Source organism: Aeromonas sp. MTB (genome assembly GCF_056632455.1).
In genome coordinates this window covers 2,974,408-2,990,754 of sequence record NZ_CP147026.1, presented here as the reverse complement: position 1 = coordinate 2,990,754, position 16,347 = coordinate 2,974,408, and the positions used below count along the sequence as shown (strand labels likewise).

Genomic DNA, 16,347 nt, shown 5'->3' with positions numbered 1-16,347 from the left:
GTTTTATAGCGTAAATAAAGATTGCGAACTAAGCCACATCTATCCACCACCTTTATCTTGTTTGGGTGATAACGATCACGATTATCGGTTTATTAATTTGCGCAGCGAAATAAAAGCCCTAGACTGCCAATCAAGCCTTGATGGCTTATGCGTCAAACGTGATAAGCACTTAATTTCTAGAAAAACATTAACTAAGGAGAGGAACCGTGAACATTCTCGGTTATTTGCAAAAGATCGGCCGTGCCCTGATGGTGCCGGTAGCGGTATTGCCTGCCGCCGCGATCCTGATGGGGGTTGGCTACTGGATTGACCCGAATGGTTGGGGTGGTGACAGTGCGCTGGCTGCCTTCCTGATTAAAGCGGGCGCAGCCATTATCGATAACATGTCCGTACTGTTCGCAGTCGGTGTCGCTTACGGTATGTCCAAGGATAAAGACGGTTCTGCTGCGCTGGCAGGTCTGGTCGGCTTCCTGGTCGTTACCACCCTGCTGAGCCCGGGCGCTGTGGCCCAGATCAAGAGCATCCCGGTGGAGCAGGTTCCTGCCGCGTTTGCCAAGATCAGCAACCAGTTCGTGGGTATCCTGTGTGGTGTTATCGCCGCTGAGCTGTACAACCGCTTCAGCAGCGTCGAGCTGCACAAGGCACTCTCCTTCTTCTCCGGTCGTCGTCTGGTACCGATCGTAACCTCCGTGGTGATGATCGTCGTATCTTTCATCCTGATGGCCGTATGGCCGGCAATCTACGGTGGTCTGGTCTCCTTCGGTGAGTCCATCGTGAGCCTTGGCTCTACCGGTGCCGGTATCTACGCCTTCTTCAACCGTCTGCTGATCCCGATCGGTCTGCACCACGCCCTGAACTCTGTGTTCTGGTTCAACGTGGCCGGTATCAACGACATCCCGAACTTCCTGGGTGGTCAGGCTACCATCGATGCCGCTCTGGCCGCTGGCAAGAGCCTGGAGCAGGTGAAAGGCGTGGTTGGTATGTACCAGGCTGGCTTCTTCCCCATCATGATGTTCGGTCTGCCGGGTGCCGCTCTGGCCATCTACCACTCCGCCAAGAAAGAGAACAAAGAGAAAGTTGCCTCCATCATGATCGCAGCTGCCTTTGCCTCCTTCTTCACCGGTGTAACCGAGCCGCTCGAGTTCTCCTTCATGTTCGTGGCGCCGGTACTGTATGTCATCCACGCTGTACTGACCGGTATCTCCGTGTTCATCGCTGCCTCCATGCAGTGGATGGCCGGTTTCGGTTTCAGTGCCGGTCTGGTGGATATGGTGCTCTCCAGCCGTAACCCGCTGGCGACCAACTGGTACATGCTGATCCCTCAGGGTCTGGTCTTCTTCGGCCTCTACTACACCGTGTTCCGCGTAGTGATTGCCAAGCTGAACCTGAAAACCCCGGGTCGTGAAGATGACGAAGATACTGCTCCGGCTGCCGCTCAATCTACCAACCGTACCGAGCTGGCCAAGCAATACCTGGAAGTGCTGGGTGGTCAAGAGAACCTGGTCTCCATCGATGCCTGCATCACCCGTCTGCGTCTGACTCTGAAAGACCGCAGCATCGTCGATGAGCGCAAGCTGAAAGCCTTGGGTGCGGCCGGTGTGGTCAAACTCGGTGAGCAGAACCTGCAGGTGATTCTGGGCCCATTGGCCGAAATCATCGCCGGTGAGATGAAAGCCCTGCGTTAATCGAGCGACTCGCTCACCTCAAGTCTAAGTCCATTGTTGACATAACTAAGGGCCCCGCTCAGGGGCCCCATATAAAAAAGCCAAGAAAATCCAACCTTTACTTCAAATGAGAGCAGCAGTTATGAACTTGAAACATTCTCTGTTAGCCATTGCCATGTCTACCGTTTTTGTCAGCCAGGTCCAGGCAGCCGATGCCGCCAAGCAGGCCGTGGTCGACTCCCTCGCCAACAACCTGGTGGTCAAGTATGAAGTGGTCACCAACGACGGTGCCGGTGCCGGCCTCGATTGCCAGGCGCTCGGTTCCGAGTGGGCAAGCTGTGGCGTTGCCAAGCTGCACCTGACCAATACCGGTGCGGACGTGACCTCCAAAGACTGGAGCATCTACGTCTCCTCCATCCGTCGTATCCAGCGTGTGGATAACGACCAGTTCACCATCACTCACCTGACCGGCGATCTCTATCGTTTGACGCCAACCGAGAAGTTCCAGGGCTTTGCCAAGGATGCCACTGTCGAAGTGCCGCTGGTGGTGGAATACTGGGTACTGTTCGAATCTGACATCATGCCGAACTGGTATGTCGCCAGCGAAGGTGCCGAGCCGAAAGTACTGGCCAGCATGAGCAACATCAATGATGCCAGCACCTACGAGAAGCCGATGCCGGCTGATGGCTGGAAGCGTACCAAGGATGACAAGAACATCCTGATGAACAGCGAGACCCGTTTCACGGCCAACCAGACCAGCACCCTGCTGCCGGCTGGCAAGATTGACAACCAGATCCTGCCGACCCCGATGAAGCAGGTAGTCAAAGCTGGTCCGCAAATCGACTTCTCTACCATCAAGCTCAATGCCCTGGACTTGCCGAGCGATCGCGCCGAGGCCCTGAAGGCTCAACTGACCAAGCTGGGTGTTACCCTCTCCGACACCGGCTACCCGGTGACCATCAAGCTCGGCAGCAAGCTCAAGCAGGCTGAAGGCTATGACATGACCATCGGTCAGAAGGGCACCGTGATCCAGGGTCGCGACATCGACGGGGCATTCTGGGGTGCACAATCCCTGATCTCCCTGCTGGGTGTTGATGACAAGCTGGTGAGCCCGATGACCGTCGAGGATGCGCCGCGCTTTGAATACCGTGGCATGCAGACCGACGTGGCCCGTCACTTCCGCAGTCTGGATACCATGAAGAAGCTGGTTGACCAGATGTCTGCCATGAAGCTCAACGTGCTGCACCTTGGCCTGACCAACGATGAAGGCTGGCGTCTGGAGATCCCGGGTCTGCCGGAGCTGACCCAGGTCGGTAGCCAGCGTTGCCACGACGAGTCCGAAACCAAGTGCCTGATGCCGCAACTGGGTTCCGGCCCGACCAGCGACAACCAGGGTTCCGGTTTCTACAGCAAGTCTGACTACGTGGATCTGGTGCGTTATGCCAAGGCCCGCGGTGTGACCGTGATCCCCGAGATCAACATGCCGGCTCACGCCCGTGCTGCCGTGGTCTCCATGGAAGCGCGCTACAAGCGTCTGATGGCGGAAGGCAAAGAAGCGGAAGCCAACCAGTTCCGTCTGACTGATCCGGCTGACACCTCCAACGTCACCTCGGTCCAGTTCTACGACAAGATGTCCTTCATCAACCCTTGCCAGCCGGGTGCTGCCACCTTCGTGGCCAAGGTAATGGATGAAGTTGCCCAGATGCACCAGGCCGCCGGTCAGCCGCTGACCGCATGGCACTACGGTGGTGATGAGGCGAAGAACATCATGCAGGGCGGTGGCTATCAGGATCCGGCCGTCACCAAGAAAGAAGAGCTGGTCGCCTGGAAAGGCAACGTCGACTCCAGCAAGCAGGACAAGCCGTTTGGCAAGTCCCCGATGTGCCAGAAGATGATCGACGAAGGCAAGATCAAGGAAGTGGGCGAGCTGCCGGTTTACTTCGCCAAGGAAGTGGGCCAGATGGTCAAAGACCGCGGCTTCTCTACCCTGCAGGCCTGGGAAGACGGTCTGAAGTACGCCAGCGGTGCCAAGGACTTCGCCACCGACAACACCCGTGTCAACTTCTGGGAAACCCTCTACTGGGGTGGCTTCAACGAAGCGATGAAGTGGGCGCACAAGGGTTACCAAGTGGTGCTGTCCAACCCGGATTACCTCTACTTCGACTTCCCGAACGAAGTACACCCGGCCGAGCGTGGCTACTACTGGGCAACCCGTTTCAACGACACACGCAAGGTATTTGCCTTCGCCCCGGAAAACCTGCCGCAGAACGCCGAGACCTCGGTTGACCGCGACGGCAACGCCTTCGTGGCCAAGGGTGACCAGGGTCCGGTCAAGTTCAAGGGGATCTCCGGTCAGCAGTGGAGTGAAACCGTGCGTACCGATGCTCAGTACGAGTACATGGTCTACCCGCGTATCTTCTCCGTGGCCGAGCGTGCCTGGCACAAAGGTGGCTTCGAGCTGAACTATGTGAAGGGTCGTGAGTTCTCCGGCGAGACCAAGTTCGTCAACAAGGCCACCCTCAACAAAGAGTGGAACCAGTTTGCTAACGTACTGGGTCAGCGCGTGCTGCCGAAACTGGATCAGGCCGGTGTTGAATACCGCCTCTCCGTACCGGGTGCCAAGGTAGTGAACGGTGTGCTGGAAGCGAACGTGGATCTGCCGGGTCTGCCCATCCAGTACAGCCTGGACGGTACCAACTGGAGTGCCTATGACGCAGCGGCCAAGCCGAACGTGAATGGCAAGGTCTACCTGCGTACCATCAGCTTCGATGGCAAGCGCACCAGCCGCGTCACCGAACTGAACTGATAGCAGTCAACCGTTAACATGAGGTGGGTCGCAAGACCCGCCTTTCCCAAGGGCGATGGCGCATCGGGTTTGGGAAAGGTTGACTGTGCGTGTGAGCCTTTGTTGTGTGTAATTGTCTGTTTTGTGTTTTTCATCACTTTCAGCCCCGCCTAGTGCGGGGCTTTTTTATGCATTTGGTGTGCAATGTGCCAAGCCACGCCGTTTTTAGCGGTGCAATGGCCGGGAAATGGCCCGGAAGTGCCAAATTCAGGTTGAGACAGCGCCCGTAATAAGGGATCATACTCGGCTTGACGGCGGGGGGATGAGGGTGCCAGCCGGCACAACTTCCGCCAGTGACGCTTTTTTGAGGTGAGCCATGAGTCAGGCGAACAGCCCAACTAACTTTATTCGTCAGATCATTGATGAAGATCTGGCCAGCGGTAAGCACAGCAGCGTGCATACCCGTTTTCCGCCCGAGCCGAACGGTTATCTCCATATCGGCCACGCCAAGTCCATCTGCCTGAACTTCGGCATCGCCCGCGACTATCAGGGCCAGTGCAACCTGCGTTTCGATGACACCAACCCGGTGAAGGAAGATATCGAGTACGTAGAGTCCATCAAGCAGGACGTTCAGTGGCTCGGCTTCCAGTGGAATGGCGAGATCTGCTACTCCTCCGACTATTTCGACAAGCTGCATGGCTACGCCATCGAGCTGATTGAAAAGGGTCTGGCCTATGTGGACGAGCTGACGCCCGAGCAGATGCGTGAGTACCGTGGCACCCTGACTGAAGCTGGCAAGAACAGCCCGTTCCGCGATCGCAGCGTGGAAGAGAACCTGGCGCTGTTTGCCAAGATGAAGAACGGCGAGTTCGCCGAAGGCACCGCCTGCCTGCGCGCCAAGATCGACATGGCTTCTCCCTTCATGGTGATGCGCGATCCGGTTATCTACCGTATCAAGTTTGCCCATCACCACCAGACCGGTGACAAGTGGTGCATCTACCCGATGTATGACTTCACTCACTGCATCTCGGACGCGCTGGAAGGGATCACCCACTCCATCTGCACCCTGGAGTTCCAGGACAACCGTCGTCTGTACGACTGGGTGCTGGACAACATCACCATCGACTGCCACCCCCGTCAGTACGAGTTCTCTCGTCTGAACCTCGAATACACCGTCATGTCCAAGCGCAAGCTGAACCTGCTGGTGACCGAGAAGCACGTCGATGGTTGGGATGACCCGCGCATGCTGACCGTCTCCGGTCTGCGTCGTCGTGGTTACACCCCGGCCTCCATCCGCGAGTTCTGCAAGCGCATCGGCGTCACCAAGCAGGACAACATCGTCGAGATGAGCATGCTGGAAGCCTGTATCCGTGAAGACCTCAATGAGAATGCGCCGCGCGCCATGGCCGTGCTGCATCCGGTGAAAGTGGTCATCGAGAATCTGGCTGCCGACGAAGTGCTGACTGCCCCGGCCCACCCGAGCAATGCCGAGATGGGTACTCGCGAGCTGAACTTCACCCGCGAAATCTTCATCGATGAAGCGGACTTCAAAGAAGAGGCGAACAAGCAGTTCAAGCGTCTGGTGCTGGGCAAGGAAGTGCGTCTGCGCAATGCCTATGTGATTAAGGCCGAGCGCATCGAGAAAGATGCCGATGGCAAGGTCACCTGCATCTACTGCTCCTACGATCCCGAGACCCTGGGCAAGGATCCGGCCGATGGCCGCAAGGTGAAAGGGGTGATCCACTGGGTCAGCGCCACTCACTCCCTGCCAGCGGAAGTGCGTCTCTACGACCGTCTGTTCAAGGTGCCGAACCCGGGCGCCGAGGATGACTTCGAAGCCGCGCTGAACCCGGAATCCCTGGTGATTATCGAGGGGGCCCGTGTCGAGGCATCCCTGAAGAACGCCAAGCCGGAGCAGGCTTACCAGTTCGAGCGTGAAGGTTACTTCTGCGCCGACAACAAGCTCTCCAGCCCGGAGCATCTGGTGTTTAACCGCACCGTTGCCCTGCGCGACTCCTGGGGCAAGGTAGAAGGCTAAGCCGATGGGGCAGGGGAGACCCTGCCCTGTGTGCTGCCAACGGCCTGCGCCGGACAATAAAAAAGCCAGCTGATGCTGGCTTTTTTATTGTCCGTTATCTGCAAGTCGCGGCCGACTTATTCGTCGTGCTTGCACTCACCGGTAGCACAGTGACCGTAGAGGTAGAGGCTGTGGTTGGTGAGATGGATATTGAATTTCTTGGCGATCTCGCGCTGACGCTGTTCGATCACTTCGTCGGAGAACTCGATCACCTTGCCGCAGTCGAGGCAAACCAGGTGGTCGTGGTGCTCCTGAGTGGCCAGCTCGAATACCGACTTGCCACCTTCGAAGTGGTGACGGGTAACGATACCGGCATCATCAAACTGGTTGAGAACGCGATAGACGGTAGCGAGACCAATCTCTTCACCCAGGTCGATCAGTCGTTTATAGAGATCTTCGGCGCTGGTGTGCTGGCAGTCCGGCTGTTGCAGGATTTCCAGGATTTTGACCCGGGGCAAGGTGATCTTGAGCCCGGCCTTTTTTAACGCTTGGTTGTTGTCTGCCATATTCTACTTATTCGCATTCTCGAAGGTGGGGTTATTCTGATGGACTGCCGCAGGAATGGCAACCTTGAACTCGCTTGGCCTGTCATTATAGGTCGTAGCTTCCCTAAAAATAAACCCAGCAATTCAAGGGGTTTAGCCATAAATGGCCGGTTGGATTGAAATAATCAATCGTGTCGTCCGACTTGCTGGCATGGCAGATGTTGATAAGATGTAACTTTCATATTCTGGTCGGATGAGATCCATGGATTGGCTTTTTGACAATGCGGCCTGGGTGCGCCGTGCACTCAACGCCTGGCCCCCTTTCTGGGGCGCCGGTATCAAGATAGAGACCCTGAGCGATGACTTTCGCTACTGCCGGGTGACCCTCAAATCCCGCTGGTGGAACAAGAATGCCAACCGCACCCAGTTTGGCGGCAGCATGTTTGCCATGACTGACCCCATTTATCCGCTGATGCTGATGGGCTACTTCAAGAATCGCTATTACGTCTGGGACAAGGCGGGCAGCATCAACTACATCAAGCCGGGCAAGGGCAAGCTGGTGGCCGAGTTTAACCTGACCGAGGGCAAGCTGGCCGAAATCGTGGCGGCGACCGAAGGTGGCAACAAACACTTCCCAGAATTCGAGGTCTCGGTGCAGGACAAGAGCGGCGAGCTGGTGGCGCAGGTCAAGCGCACCCTCTATGTGCGGGCCAAACCGGAGCACAGAGGGGAATAACAGGGGTGAATAAAGGCAGGCATCGCCACTTGCAGATACAACAAGGGCCCCGTCGGGGCCCTTGTTGTCAAAGAGAGGAGGGGACGCGGATTACTCCAGCTCGCCCAGGCACATCTCTTCGTGCAACTGCTTGCACCAACCCTTGACGCGCTCGGCGGTCAGCTCCGGCTGGCGATCTTCATCGATACCCAGACCGACAAAGTGCTTGTCATCGACCAGTGCCTTGGAGGCTTCGAACTCGTAGCCGGCAGTCGGCCAGTGACCGATGATGATGGCGCCTTTGGCTTCGACGATGTCACGCAGGGTGCCCATGGCGTCGAGGAAGTACTCGGAATAGTCTTCCTGATCACCGCAACCGAAGATGGCGACCAGCTTGTTGGTGAAGTCGATTTCGCCCAGATCGGGGAAGAAGTCGTCCCAGTCGGCCTGGGCTTCGCCGTAGTACCAAGTCGGGATGCCGAACATCAGCAGATCAAAGCTCTCGATGTCGGCCTTGCTGCTCTTGGCGATGTCACGGACTTCAATCAGGTTTTTGCCCAGCTCTTTCTGGATCATCTTGGCGACAGCTTCGGTGTTACCGGTATCGCTGCCAAAAAACAGACCTACACTTGCCATAGTGTTTAGTTACCCGTATTTGGTGTTAATGCTCAACGCTCAGACTGCAATGTCCACCGCAAAGGCGGACTCAATCTGTTGTTTCAGGATAGATTGGATCAGCTCGGCTCGGCTGATGTTCTGTTGTAACGCAAGTTGGTTCAGGCGCTCCAGCAACTCGGCCTCCACCTTTAACTCTACCCGCTTCAGCCCATTTTCCCGATCGCGCTTAAGCTGGTTACGCTTGTTGATCTTGAGCTGGGTCTCGCGGGGGAGTGGATTGGTCTTTGGCCTGCCGGGGCGCTTCTCATTTGCGAACAGATCCAGTGTTGTTCGATCAGTTTGCTGTTTGGCCATACATCACAGATGAAAATAAGTTAGCCGAGTCCTGAGCCTTCCCAGCCCAGTTCGATCAGCCCCTTGGCGACAAAACCCGCACAACCCAGAAACAGTACCAACCAGACGATAAAACGACCGAAACGGGGCACATTGCCGCGCTTGAGCACGTCCTGAATGGCCAGGCCAATCAATATGAAAATGGCCACAAAGAATAACTTGAGGCCCAAACTTTCGATCAGGTCGATATGTTCACTTAGCATGGATTGCGCACACTCCTTATGACCGGCGCACTATATCACAAAGGATTTGAAACTGTTAACCGCCTGTCGACAGGAAATCCACAACCAATTTGTTGAACAGAGCCGGTTTTTCCGCATGCAGCCAGTGGCCGGTACCCGCGATGACACGCACCTTTGCCGCCGGGAATTGGGCCAGTGCCGTCTCGCTGTATTGCGGCTGCATATAGTCAGAATCCCCCCCTTTGATAAAGAGCACAGGCCCCTCGAAGCGGCGTTCATCGTCTGGCCAGCCCATTATGTTGGCGTAGTTTTGCTCAAGGGCGGGCACATTGAAGCGCCAACCCCAGCCATGCTCGCCTCTGGCGAACGATTTGAGCAGGAACTGGCGCACCTCGGCGATCTCGATGTGCTGCGCCAGCATGGCTTCCGCTTCACTGCGGCTTTGCGGCGGCGTGCGCAGTGTAGCGTTGAGTCCGGCAAAGACATTCTGGTGGCGGGAGTGGGGATAGGCGACTGGCGCCATGTCGGCCACCACCAGCTTGGTCACCCGCTCAGGCGCCAGCTTGGCGACCTGCATCGCCACCTTGCCGCCCATCGAGTGGCCAATCAGGGTTGCTTCGGCAATATTCAGCCGATCCATCAGGGTCAGGATATCGGCAGCCTGGGCCGGATAGCTCATCTCGCTGCTATGAAAGGAGGCACCGTGGTTGCGCAGATCGACGCTGATGACCCGGTACTGTTCACAGAGAGCACGGGCCAGCAGGCCGAGGTTGTCGAGGCTGCCAAACAGGCCGTGGATCAGAATGACCGCCGGGCCCTGACCCTGCTCCTTGAAGTTCAATATGCTGTTTTGTTGCAAAATGACACCTTGTCGGTCGTGGGTGCGTATCGCTGTTTTATTTAACGCACTGGAAAGAAAAGGATTTCGTCCAACGGATGGGGAATAAATGTGGTTTTTTTTCTAAAAAATCCCGTCCGGATCGGCTATCAGTGCGGCTGATCACACACTTGGCCCGCTATTATGCCGTATTCTCGATGAGATTCATGTACATCTGCCAGCCCCTTGCTTGGGCTGTCGGGTTTGCCTATGTATAATCGCCGCATCCGAATTTCGACGAGTCCAGCGCATCCCTATGAAAACCATCGAGCTTGATGACGATCTCTACTTCTATATCGCCAGCCAGACCCGGCACATTGGTGAGAGTGCCTCCGATATCCTGCGCCGTCTGCTGGAACAGCCTGCTCACCAAGGTGTGCCGGTTGCCGAGCCCGTTGCCGTCGCGCAGCCCAGTACGGTAGCCACCCAACAAGGGCTGCAAGCCCTGCTCGATTCCGGTGAGCTGCAAAAAGAAGAGAAGTCCATCAACCGCTTTATGCTGGTGCTGAGTACCCTCTACCGGGATAACCCGGAAGGCTTTACCCAGGCCACCGAAATCAAGGGGCGCAAGCGCGTCTATTTCTCGCAGGATCCCGAGGCTCTGCGTGCCAGTGGCAGCACCACCAAGCCCAAGCCGGTACCGGAGACCCCGTTCTGGGTGATCACCAACACCAACACCAGCCGCAAGCAGAACATGGTTGCCCAGCTGATGGCCAGCATGGGCTATGGCGAAGAGGTGATCGCGCAGGTGTGTGGCGCCATTTAACGATTCTTCAAGACTCAGGCCTTGCCCGGCAAGGCCGCCATTACGCAAGGAAAACGCCATGGCTCAGCATTCCCACGCCGGTCAACCGGCCCGTTTAAGCGACCTGACCAACATCCCCCGTCTGGTCAGCGCCTACTACCTCAACAAGCCGGACATGAGCCGCCCCGAGCAGCGAGTTGCCTTTGGTACCTCCGGCCACCGCGGCAGCGCCCTGCACTACGCCTTTACCGAATCCCATATTCTGGCGGTGACCCAGGCGCTGGTGGAGTATCGCCAGCAGGCCGGTATCACTGGCCCGCTGTTTGTCGGCATGGATACCCACGCCCTGTCCGAATCCGCCTTTGCCAGTGCCGTCGAAGTGCTGGCTGCCAACGGCGTCGAGACCCGCATTCAGGCTGGCCTCGGTTTTACCCCGACCCCGGTCATCTCTCACGCCATCCTGCGCCATAACGCGGGCAAGCCTGCAGCGCGCGCCGACGGTGTGGTGATCACCCCGTCCCACAACCCGCCGGAAGATGGTGGCTTCAAGTACAACCCGCCTCACGGTGGCCCCGCCGAAGGGGAGATCACCAAGTGGGTGGAAGACCGTGCCAACGCCCTTCTGGAAGCGGGTTTGGCTGGCGTGAAACGGATGCCGTTCGCCGAGGCGCTCAAGAGCCCGTTCGTGGTCGAGCACGACTATGTCACCCCCTATGTGGATGATCTGAAGAACGTGCTGGACATGGATGCCATCAAGAACGCGGGCATCAAGATCGGTGTCGATCCGCTGGGCGGCTCTGGCGTCGCCTACTGGGACGTCATCGCCAAGACCTATGGCCTGAATATCGATGTGGTGAACTACAAGGTCGACCCGACCTTCTCCTTCATGACCCTGGATAAAGACGGCAAGATCCGGATGGACTGCTCCAGCCCGTTCGCCATGGCGAGCCTGATTGCCCTCAAAGACAAGTTCGACATCGCCCTTGGCAACGACCCTGACTACGACCGTCACGGCATCGTCACCAAGTCTGGCCTGATGAACCCGAACCACTATCTGGCGGTGGCGATCCAGTATCTGTTTACCCATCGCACCGGCTGGTCTGCCGATGCAGCCGTTGGCAAGACGCTGGTATCTTCTTCCATGATTGACCGGGTTGCCGGTGAGATTGGCCGCACCCTCAAAGAGGTACCGGTCGGCTTCAAGTGGTTCGTGGATGGCCTCTACAGCGGCGAGTTTGGCTTTGGTGGCGAAGAGAGTGCGGGCGCCTCCTTCCTGCGCAAAGATGGCACCGTTTGGACCACCGACAAGGATGGCTTCATTCTGGCGCTGCTGGCGGCGGAAATTCTGGCGGTGACCGGCAAGGATCCGCAGGCCCACTACGACGCACTGGAAGCCAGGTTTGGCCGCTCCAGCTATCGCCGTATCGACGCCCCGGCCAACAGCGCCCAGAAAGCGGTGCTCTCCAAGCTGGATCCGGCACTGGTAGAAGCCTCCACCCTGGCGGGTGAGCCCATCATCGCCAAGCTGACCAAGGCGCCGGGCAACGATGCCGCCATCGGCGGCCTCAAGGTGGTGACCGAGAACGGCTGGTTCGCGGCGCGCCCCTCCGGCACCGAGTCTATCTACAAGATCTATATGGAGAGCTTCAAGGGCGACGCGCACCTCGACCTCATCCAGCAAGAGGCCCAGCAGATCGTCTCTGCTGCGCTGGCCAAGGCTGGTGTCTAAGCCGCGCATCACGTCAGCGCCCGGGTCCTCGGGCTAAAGACAAGGTGAAGAGAGGAGCCAAATCGGCTCCTCTGTTTTTCTGTGGTGGCTACGAATTGTGCGAGGGCCTGCTGGTCTGTGGTTTAAAGCATGGCCTGTATCTGGGCCAACACAGCCTGTACCTTGGCGGCAGGTGGATGGGTGCGACCCAGTACGCGCATTCCCCACACCATGGTCATCAACAAAGCCGCGAGGGTGTCGATATCGCGCTCGGCGGCCAACTCTCCAGCTGCTTGTGCCTGGCGCAAGTTATTGGCCACCCGCTGTTCCACTTCGGCCAAGTGAACGCTGGCTTCATGCTGAATCGTTGGATTTTGGCGCCCCACTTCCAGCAGGGTATTGACCAGCAGGCAGCCACGATGTGCCTCGCTGGCTATGGCATCCCGAGCTACAGCATCGAGCAAGGCTCGTACACCGGCTAGGGGAGAATCTGCCGAGGCCAACAACAGTTCGATCTGCGCCAGACTCTGTGCTGAATAGCGCTGCAACACTTCGATAAACAATCCCTCTTTAGAGCTGAAGGCGCCGTACAGGCTGCTGGGCTTCAACCCCATTCTGTCAACGAGTGTGGCGATGCCAGTGTTGCTGAAGCCCGTTTCCCAGAAGCTGTTGAGGGCAATCTCCAGAACTTGTTCTCTGTCAAATGATGCCGGTCTTGCCATTTCGATTCCTGCTTGCGTTGTCTTTCTGTAGTGATCACTAAAAAATATCTTGACCAGTGTTGGTGGTTTGTTTGATATTGTAGTGACCACTACAGAAAGGATGATAATCATGCCCACACTTGAGCAAAAAATCAAAGAGTACGATGCGATAAAGCGAACTAAAGTCCCTGGTGATGTACTGGCGGTGATGGAGGGGGCTACAGAAGCGCTACGGGCGAGCGGACTGGGACAAGGGGCATTTGTCACTGGCGATCAGTTTCCTGACTTTGCGTTGCCCGATCAGCACGGGGTGGTGCGCCCGCTCTCCCACTATCTGGCTGAGGGGCCTGTGGTGCTCAACATCTATCGAGGTGGTTGGTGTCCTTATTGCAATCTCGAGATGCAGGCACTCAATATTGCGTTGCCCGAGTTTGTGAAACGGGGGGTCACCCTCCTCGGTTTGACTCCCGAGATGCCAACAACCGTGCAGGACACTCTCACCGCCAACGAGCTGGCGATCACTGTGCTCAGCGATGAAGGCAACCGGGTGTCGGCTTCGCTGGGGTTGGTATTCGAGCTGCCCGAGGTGCTGCGCCCAATCTATGAGCGTTTTGGTATCGATATTCCGGCCAGCAACGGGGATGACAGTTTTACTTTGCCAGTCCCGGCGACGTATATCCTTGGCCAGGATCGGGTGGTGCGCTACCACTTCGTCAATGTGGACTACACCCAACGGGCAGAGCCTACCCAGCTGATCGCTGAGCTGGACAGACTGGCCGCGGCTGGGATGCTTTAAACCGACACGGCGCCAGAAGGCGCCGTGTGGAGTGCAGACGAGGCGGGCCTGGACAGGCCTGCCTCGTGTTTATAAGCAAATGACTCAGTAACCGCCTTTAGCCTCTTTCACCGCCAGCCCCAGCTGCCACACCGCCATGGCGTAGTGGGTGCTGTGGTTGTAACGGGTGATGGTGTAGAAGTTGGGCAGACCGTACCAGTATTGGTAGCCGGTGCCCACATCGAGGCGCAGCAGGCTCGCTTCGCTGTGGTTGCCGAGGGTGCTGGTGGGGGTGAGCCCTGCGCGGCGCAGGGTGGCGACCGGGTAGCGGGTCTGGAAGCCATGCTCATAGCCGGGCAGTTGGCCCTGACCGCGCACCGCAACCGGTTGGCCTTTCTCCCAGCCGTGGGCCTTGAAGTAGTTGGCGACGCTGCCGATGGCATCTACCGGATCCCACAGGTTGGTGTGGCCGTTGCCATCAAAGTCCACCGCATAGCGCTGGAAGCTGGAGGGCATAAACTGGCCGTAGCCCATGGCGCCCGCATAGGAGCCCTTGGGTTCGGTGGGATCCATCCCCTCGTCGCGGGTCATCACCAGGAAGGCTTCCAGCTCGCTGGTGAAGAATTCGGCGCGGCGCGGATAATCAAATGCCAGAGTGGCCAGCGCATCCAGAATGCGGGTCTTGCCCATCACCCGGCCCCAGCGGGTCTCCACCCCGATAATGCCGACGATGATCTCCGGCGGCACCCCGTAGATCTGCTCCGCCCGGTTCAGCTCGCTTGCGTATTCACGCCAGAAGTTGACGCCGTTCTGTACGTTGTCGGGGGTGATGAACTTGGCGCGATAGCGGTTCCAGGCGCCGGTCGGGCCGGTGGGCTTGGCGGTAGTCGGCGCCTGGGCATCCATCAGGCGGATGATCCAGTCGTAACGCTCTGCCTGTGCCAGCACCTGATGCAACTGGGCGTTGTCAAAACCGTGCTTCTCGACCATTTTCTGGACGAACCTGTCCACGTTGGGGCGATTGGCGAAGTCCCCCTTGCTAACCCCTTGTGTATAAACGGGTTTGCTCGATGGCGCCTGATTGATAAAGGCGCTCTTGGGCTGGGGGACGACCACGGGCTTTGGCGCGGGGGCGCTGCTGCAGCCACCGAGCAGGGGGAATAATGACAGAGTGAGAAGAGAGGCAAGGCGACGCATAGGGTTCTCAAAGAGACTGATAAAGTGTCGCAATGGTAAAACATTGTCATCCCCGTGCAAGTGTTCCGTGCGCCTTGTTTGCCGCCAATTCATCGTGCGATGGATTAGCGCTCCGGTGAGGGCTGTGCTGTTTATGGCTGGGGGGGACGCAGGGTGTGGTAACCGCTCCAGAGTCGGGTCAGGGTGGTGATGGCGCAGAGCAGGGCAAAGCCGTAGGCGAGCGGGGCGAAGGCGGCGGGCCACAGGCACATCAGCACAAAGAGGGCGATGGTCTCGCTCCCCTCGGTGAGGCCGCCCAGATAGTAGAGAGATTTATGGTGGTAGACCGGATTATCGATCCCCCGCTTGCCCGCCATGATGGCAAACGCCAGAAAGCTCGACCCTGTACCCATAAAGGCAAATAGCAGGGTGGCGGCGGGCAGCGCATTGGCGGGGGCGGCGAGGGCAAAGCCCAGCACCACGGCGGCGTAGAAAATAAAGTCGAGGGTGATGTCGAGAAAGCCGCCGCAGTCGGTGATGCCGGTTTCCCGCGCCACGGCGCCATCGAGCCCGTCCAGCAAGCGGTTGAGCAGGATCGCCCCGAGCGCCCATTGATAGCAGCCAAAGGCCAGCAGCGGCAGCGCCAGCATGCCGATGGCAAAGCCGGTGAGGCTCACCTGATTGGCACTGATCCCGGCACGGCAGAGCGGCTTGGCGAGCTGGGTGAGGGGGCTGCGGATCACGGGGATCAGATGGCGATCAAACAAGGTGAACTCCTCGGTCAAAAACAGGATTCAGTGAGATTGAGTATGGTGCCCGGCGCATCCTCTTCGTCGTGGGTCACCAGAATCGCGGGGATGGCCAGCGCCCTGATCTGCGCGAACACCAGCTCGCGAAAGGCGGCCCGCAGCGGCTTGTCGAGGCGGGAGAAGGGCTCGTCCAGCAGCAGGGCGTCGGGTTCCGCCAACAGTGCCCGCAGCAGGCTGACCCGTGCCCGCTGCCCCCCTGACAGCAGCTGTGGCAGCTTATCAGCCTGATCTGCCAGTGCGACCTGCGCCAATGCGGCCAACGCCTTTTCCCGCCGCGCACGTTTTCCCTTGATGATCGCAGGCATGCCGAACATCAGGTTCTCCGCTACCGTCAAATGGTCGAACAGCAGGTCATCCTGAAACAGCATGCCGATGCGCCGCGCCTGCGGCGGTAGGGCGTTGAGTAGCCGCTCGCGAAGTCTTATCTCCCCCTCCAGCCGGATGGGGCTGCTATCAGTCTGCGCGCCCGGCAGTACCCCGGCGAGCCCCGCCAGCAGGGAGCTTTTACCACAGCCGCTGGGCCCCATCAGGGTCAATACCTCGCCGGGTGCCACCTGCAGGGGGGGCAGCGAGAGCAGTAGATTTTCATCAAGGTAAAGCCGAAGAGGCGTGGTGCTCAGCATATGGCTATTTCCAT

General features: G+C 58.1%; 16 protein-coding genes. 7 read left to right on the top strand and 9 right to left on the bottom strand.

Going from position 1 to position 16,347, the window contains the following annotated elements:
* Positions 1-206 precede the first annotated feature (206 nt).
* The 3 genes from nagE to glnS all read left to right on the top strand — a co-directional run bounded on the left by nagE (position 207) and on the right by glnS (position 6,487).
* On the top strand, positions 207-1,685 hold the full coding sequence (gene nagE / locus WBR25_RS13685; RefSeq protein ID WP_021231106.1) for an N-acetylglucosamine-specific PTS transporter subunit IIBC: 1,479 nt from the start codon (positions 207-209) through the stop codon (positions 1,683-1,685).
* Positions 1,686-1,806: 121 nt separating this feature from the next.
* Positions 1,807-4,470 carry a beta-N-acetylhexosaminidase gene (locus WBR25_RS13680; RefSeq protein WP_479748270.1) on the top strand — a complete coding sequence of 888 codons (2,664 nt, stop codon included), beginning with the start codon at positions 1,807-1,809 and terminating at the stop codon, positions 4,468-4,470.
* Positions 4,471-4,825: 355 nt separating this feature from the next.
* On the top strand, positions 4,826-6,487 hold the full coding sequence (gene glnS, locus WBR25_RS13675; RefSeq protein WP_005350535.1) for a glutamine--tRNA ligase: 1,662 nt from the start codon (positions 4,826-4,828) through the stop codon (positions 6,485-6,487).
* 116 nt (positions 6,488-6,603) lie between these two features.
* On the opposite strand, the gene fur is transcribed toward glnS, so the two are convergent.
* On the bottom strand, positions 6,604-7,032 hold the full coding sequence (gene fur, locus WBR25_RS13670; protein WP_257687345.1) for a ferric iron uptake transcriptional regulator: 429 nt from the start codon (positions 7,030-7,032) through the stop codon (positions 6,604-6,606).
* A gap of 241 nt (positions 7,033-7,273) precedes the next feature.
* Here fur and WBR25_RS13665 point away from each other — a divergent pair, with 241 nt between their 5' ends.
* Positions 7,274-7,747 (top strand): DUF4442 domain-containing protein, encoded by a 474-nt coding sequence (locus tag WBR25_RS13665; RefSeq protein WP_058056010.1) that lies wholly within the window; start codon positions 7,274-7,276, stop codon positions 7,745-7,747.
* A 90-nt stretch (positions 7,748-7,837) separates the two neighbouring features.
* On the opposite strand, the gene fldA is transcribed toward WBR25_RS13665, so the two are convergent.
* Genes fldA through WBR25_RS13645 form a run of 4 tightly spaced genes read right to left on the bottom strand, consistent with a single transcriptional unit; the run spans position 7,838 to position 9,778 of the window.
* Positions 7,838-8,362, bottom strand: a complete 525-nt coding sequence (gene fldA, locus WBR25_RS13660) for a flavodoxin FldA (RefSeq protein WP_005334298.1) — start codon at positions 8,360-8,362, stop codon at positions 7,838-7,840.
* 39 nt (positions 8,363-8,401) lie between these two features.
* Positions 8,402-8,698, bottom strand: a complete 297-nt coding sequence (ybfE, locus tag WBR25_RS13655; protein WP_005334297.1) for a LexA regulated protein — start codon at positions 8,696-8,698, stop codon at positions 8,402-8,404.
* 20 nt (positions 8,699-8,718) lie between these two features.
* Positions 8,719-8,940 (bottom strand): DUF2788 domain-containing protein, encoded by a 222-nt coding sequence (locus WBR25_RS13650; protein ID WP_005334296.1) that lies wholly within the window; start codon positions 8,938-8,940, stop codon positions 8,719-8,721.
* A gap of 55 nt (positions 8,941-8,995) precedes the next feature.
* Complete coding sequence (locus WBR25_RS13645) at positions 8,996-9,778, bottom strand: alpha/beta fold hydrolase (RefSeq protein WP_479748266.1); 783 nt, start codon at positions 9,776-9,778, stop codon at positions 8,996-8,998.
* Positions 9,779-10,052: 274 nt separating this feature from the next.
* Here WBR25_RS13645 and seqA point away from each other — a divergent pair, with 274 nt between their 5' ends.
* Positions 10,053-10,562 (top strand): replication initiation negative regulator SeqA, encoded by a 510-nt coding sequence (gene seqA, locus WBR25_RS13640; RefSeq protein WP_075115494.1) that lies wholly within the window; start codon positions 10,053-10,055, stop codon positions 10,560-10,562.
* A 58-nt stretch (positions 10,563-10,620) separates the two neighbouring features.
* The gene (gene pgm, locus WBR25_RS13635) at positions 10,621-12,270 is read left to right on the top strand and encodes a phosphoglucomutase (alpha-D-glucose-1,6-bisphosphate-dependent) (RefSeq protein ID WP_479748264.1); all 1,650 of its coding nucleotides are present in this window, start codon (positions 10,621-10,623) and stop codon (positions 12,268-12,270) included.
* Between the two features lie 122 nt (positions 12,271-12,392).
* Here the strand turns inward: pgm and WBR25_RS13630 are convergent, their stop codons facing one another.
* Positions 12,393-13,082, bottom strand: coding sequence for a TetR/AcrR family transcriptional regulator (locus tag WBR25_RS13630; RefSeq protein WP_440003911.1), 690 nt, complete (start codon positions 13,080-13,082; stop codon positions 12,393-12,395).
* On the opposite strand from WBR25_RS13630, the gene WBR25_RS13625 reads away from it, so the two are divergent.
* Positions 13,081-13,746 carry a peroxiredoxin-like family protein gene (locus WBR25_RS13625; protein ID WP_201955660.1) on the top strand — a complete coding sequence of 222 codons (666 nt, stop codon included), beginning with the start codon at positions 13,081-13,083 and terminating at the stop codon, positions 13,744-13,746. The genes WBR25_RS13630 and WBR25_RS13625 overlap by 2 nt on opposite strands.
* An 84-nt stretch (positions 13,747-13,830) precedes the next feature.
* Here the strand turns inward: WBR25_RS13625 and mltB are convergent, their stop codons facing one another.
* The 3 genes from mltB to WBR25_RS13610 form a co-directional block, all read right to left on the bottom strand.
* Complete coding sequence (gene mltB, locus WBR25_RS13620) at positions 13,831-14,922, bottom strand: lytic murein transglycosylase B (protein WP_124929777.1); 1,092 nt, start codon at positions 14,920-14,922, stop codon at positions 13,831-13,833.
* A 131-nt stretch (positions 14,923-15,053) separates the two neighbouring features.
* The gene (locus WBR25_RS13615) at positions 15,054-15,668 is read right to left on the bottom strand and encodes a CDP-alcohol phosphatidyltransferase family protein (protein ID WP_265061174.1); all 615 of its coding nucleotides are present in this window, start codon (positions 15,666-15,668) and stop codon (positions 15,054-15,056) included.
* Between the two features lie 14 nt (positions 15,669-15,682).
* On the bottom strand, positions 15,683-16,333 hold the full coding sequence (locus WBR25_RS13610; RefSeq protein ID WP_421325237.1) for an ATP-binding cassette domain-containing protein: 651 nt from the start codon (positions 16,331-16,333) through the stop codon (positions 15,683-15,685).
* Between the last annotated feature and the right edge of the window lie 14 nt (positions 16,334-16,347).

Coding starts and splice junctions, on each gene's coding strand:
- WBR25_RS13610 (WP_421325237.1), bottom strand. CDS start 16,333: ATGCTGAGCACCACGCCTCTTCGGCTTTACCTTGATGAAAATCTACTG.
- glnS (WP_005350535.1), top strand. CDS start 4,826: ATGAGTCAGGCGAACAGCCCAACTAACTTTATTCGTCAGATCATTGAT.
- WBR25_RS13650 (WP_005334296.1), bottom strand. CDS start 8,940: ATGCTAAGTGAACATATCGACCTGATCGAAAGTTTGGGCCTCAAGTTA.
- mltB (WP_124929777.1), bottom strand. CDS start 14,922: ATGCGTCGCCTTGCCTCTCTTCTCACTCTGTCATTATTCCCCCTGCTC.
- WBR25_RS13625 (WP_201955660.1), top strand. CDS start 13,081: ATGCCCACACTTGAGCAAAAAATCAAAGAGTACGATGCGATAAAGCGA.
- seqA (WP_075115494.1), top strand. CDS start 10,053: ATGAAAACCATCGAGCTTGATGACGATCTCTACTTCTATATCGCCAGC.
- WBR25_RS13680 (WP_479748270.1), top strand. CDS start 1,807: ATGAACTTGAAACATTCTCTGTTAGCCATTGCCATGTCTACCGTTTTT.
- WBR25_RS13630 (WP_440003911.1), bottom strand. CDS start 13,082: ATGATTATCATCCTTTCTGTAGTGGTCACTACAATATCAAACAAACCA.
- WBR25_RS13665 (WP_058056010.1), top strand. CDS start 7,274: ATGGATTGGCTTTTTGACAATGCGGCCTGGGTGCGCCGTGCACTCAAC.
- fur (WP_257687345.1), bottom strand. CDS start 7,032: ATGGCAGACAACAACCAAGCGTTAAAAAAGGCCGGGCTCAAGATCACC.
- pgm (WP_479748264.1), top strand. CDS start 10,621: ATGGCTCAGCATTCCCACGCCGGTCAACCGGCCCGTTTAAGCGACCTG.
- fldA (WP_005334298.1), bottom strand. CDS start 8,362: ATGGCAAGTGTAGGTCTGTTTTTTGGCAGCGATACCGGTAACACCGAA.
- ybfE (WP_005334297.1), bottom strand. CDS start 8,698: ATGGCCAAACAGCAAACTGATCGAACAACACTGGATCTGTTCGCAAAT.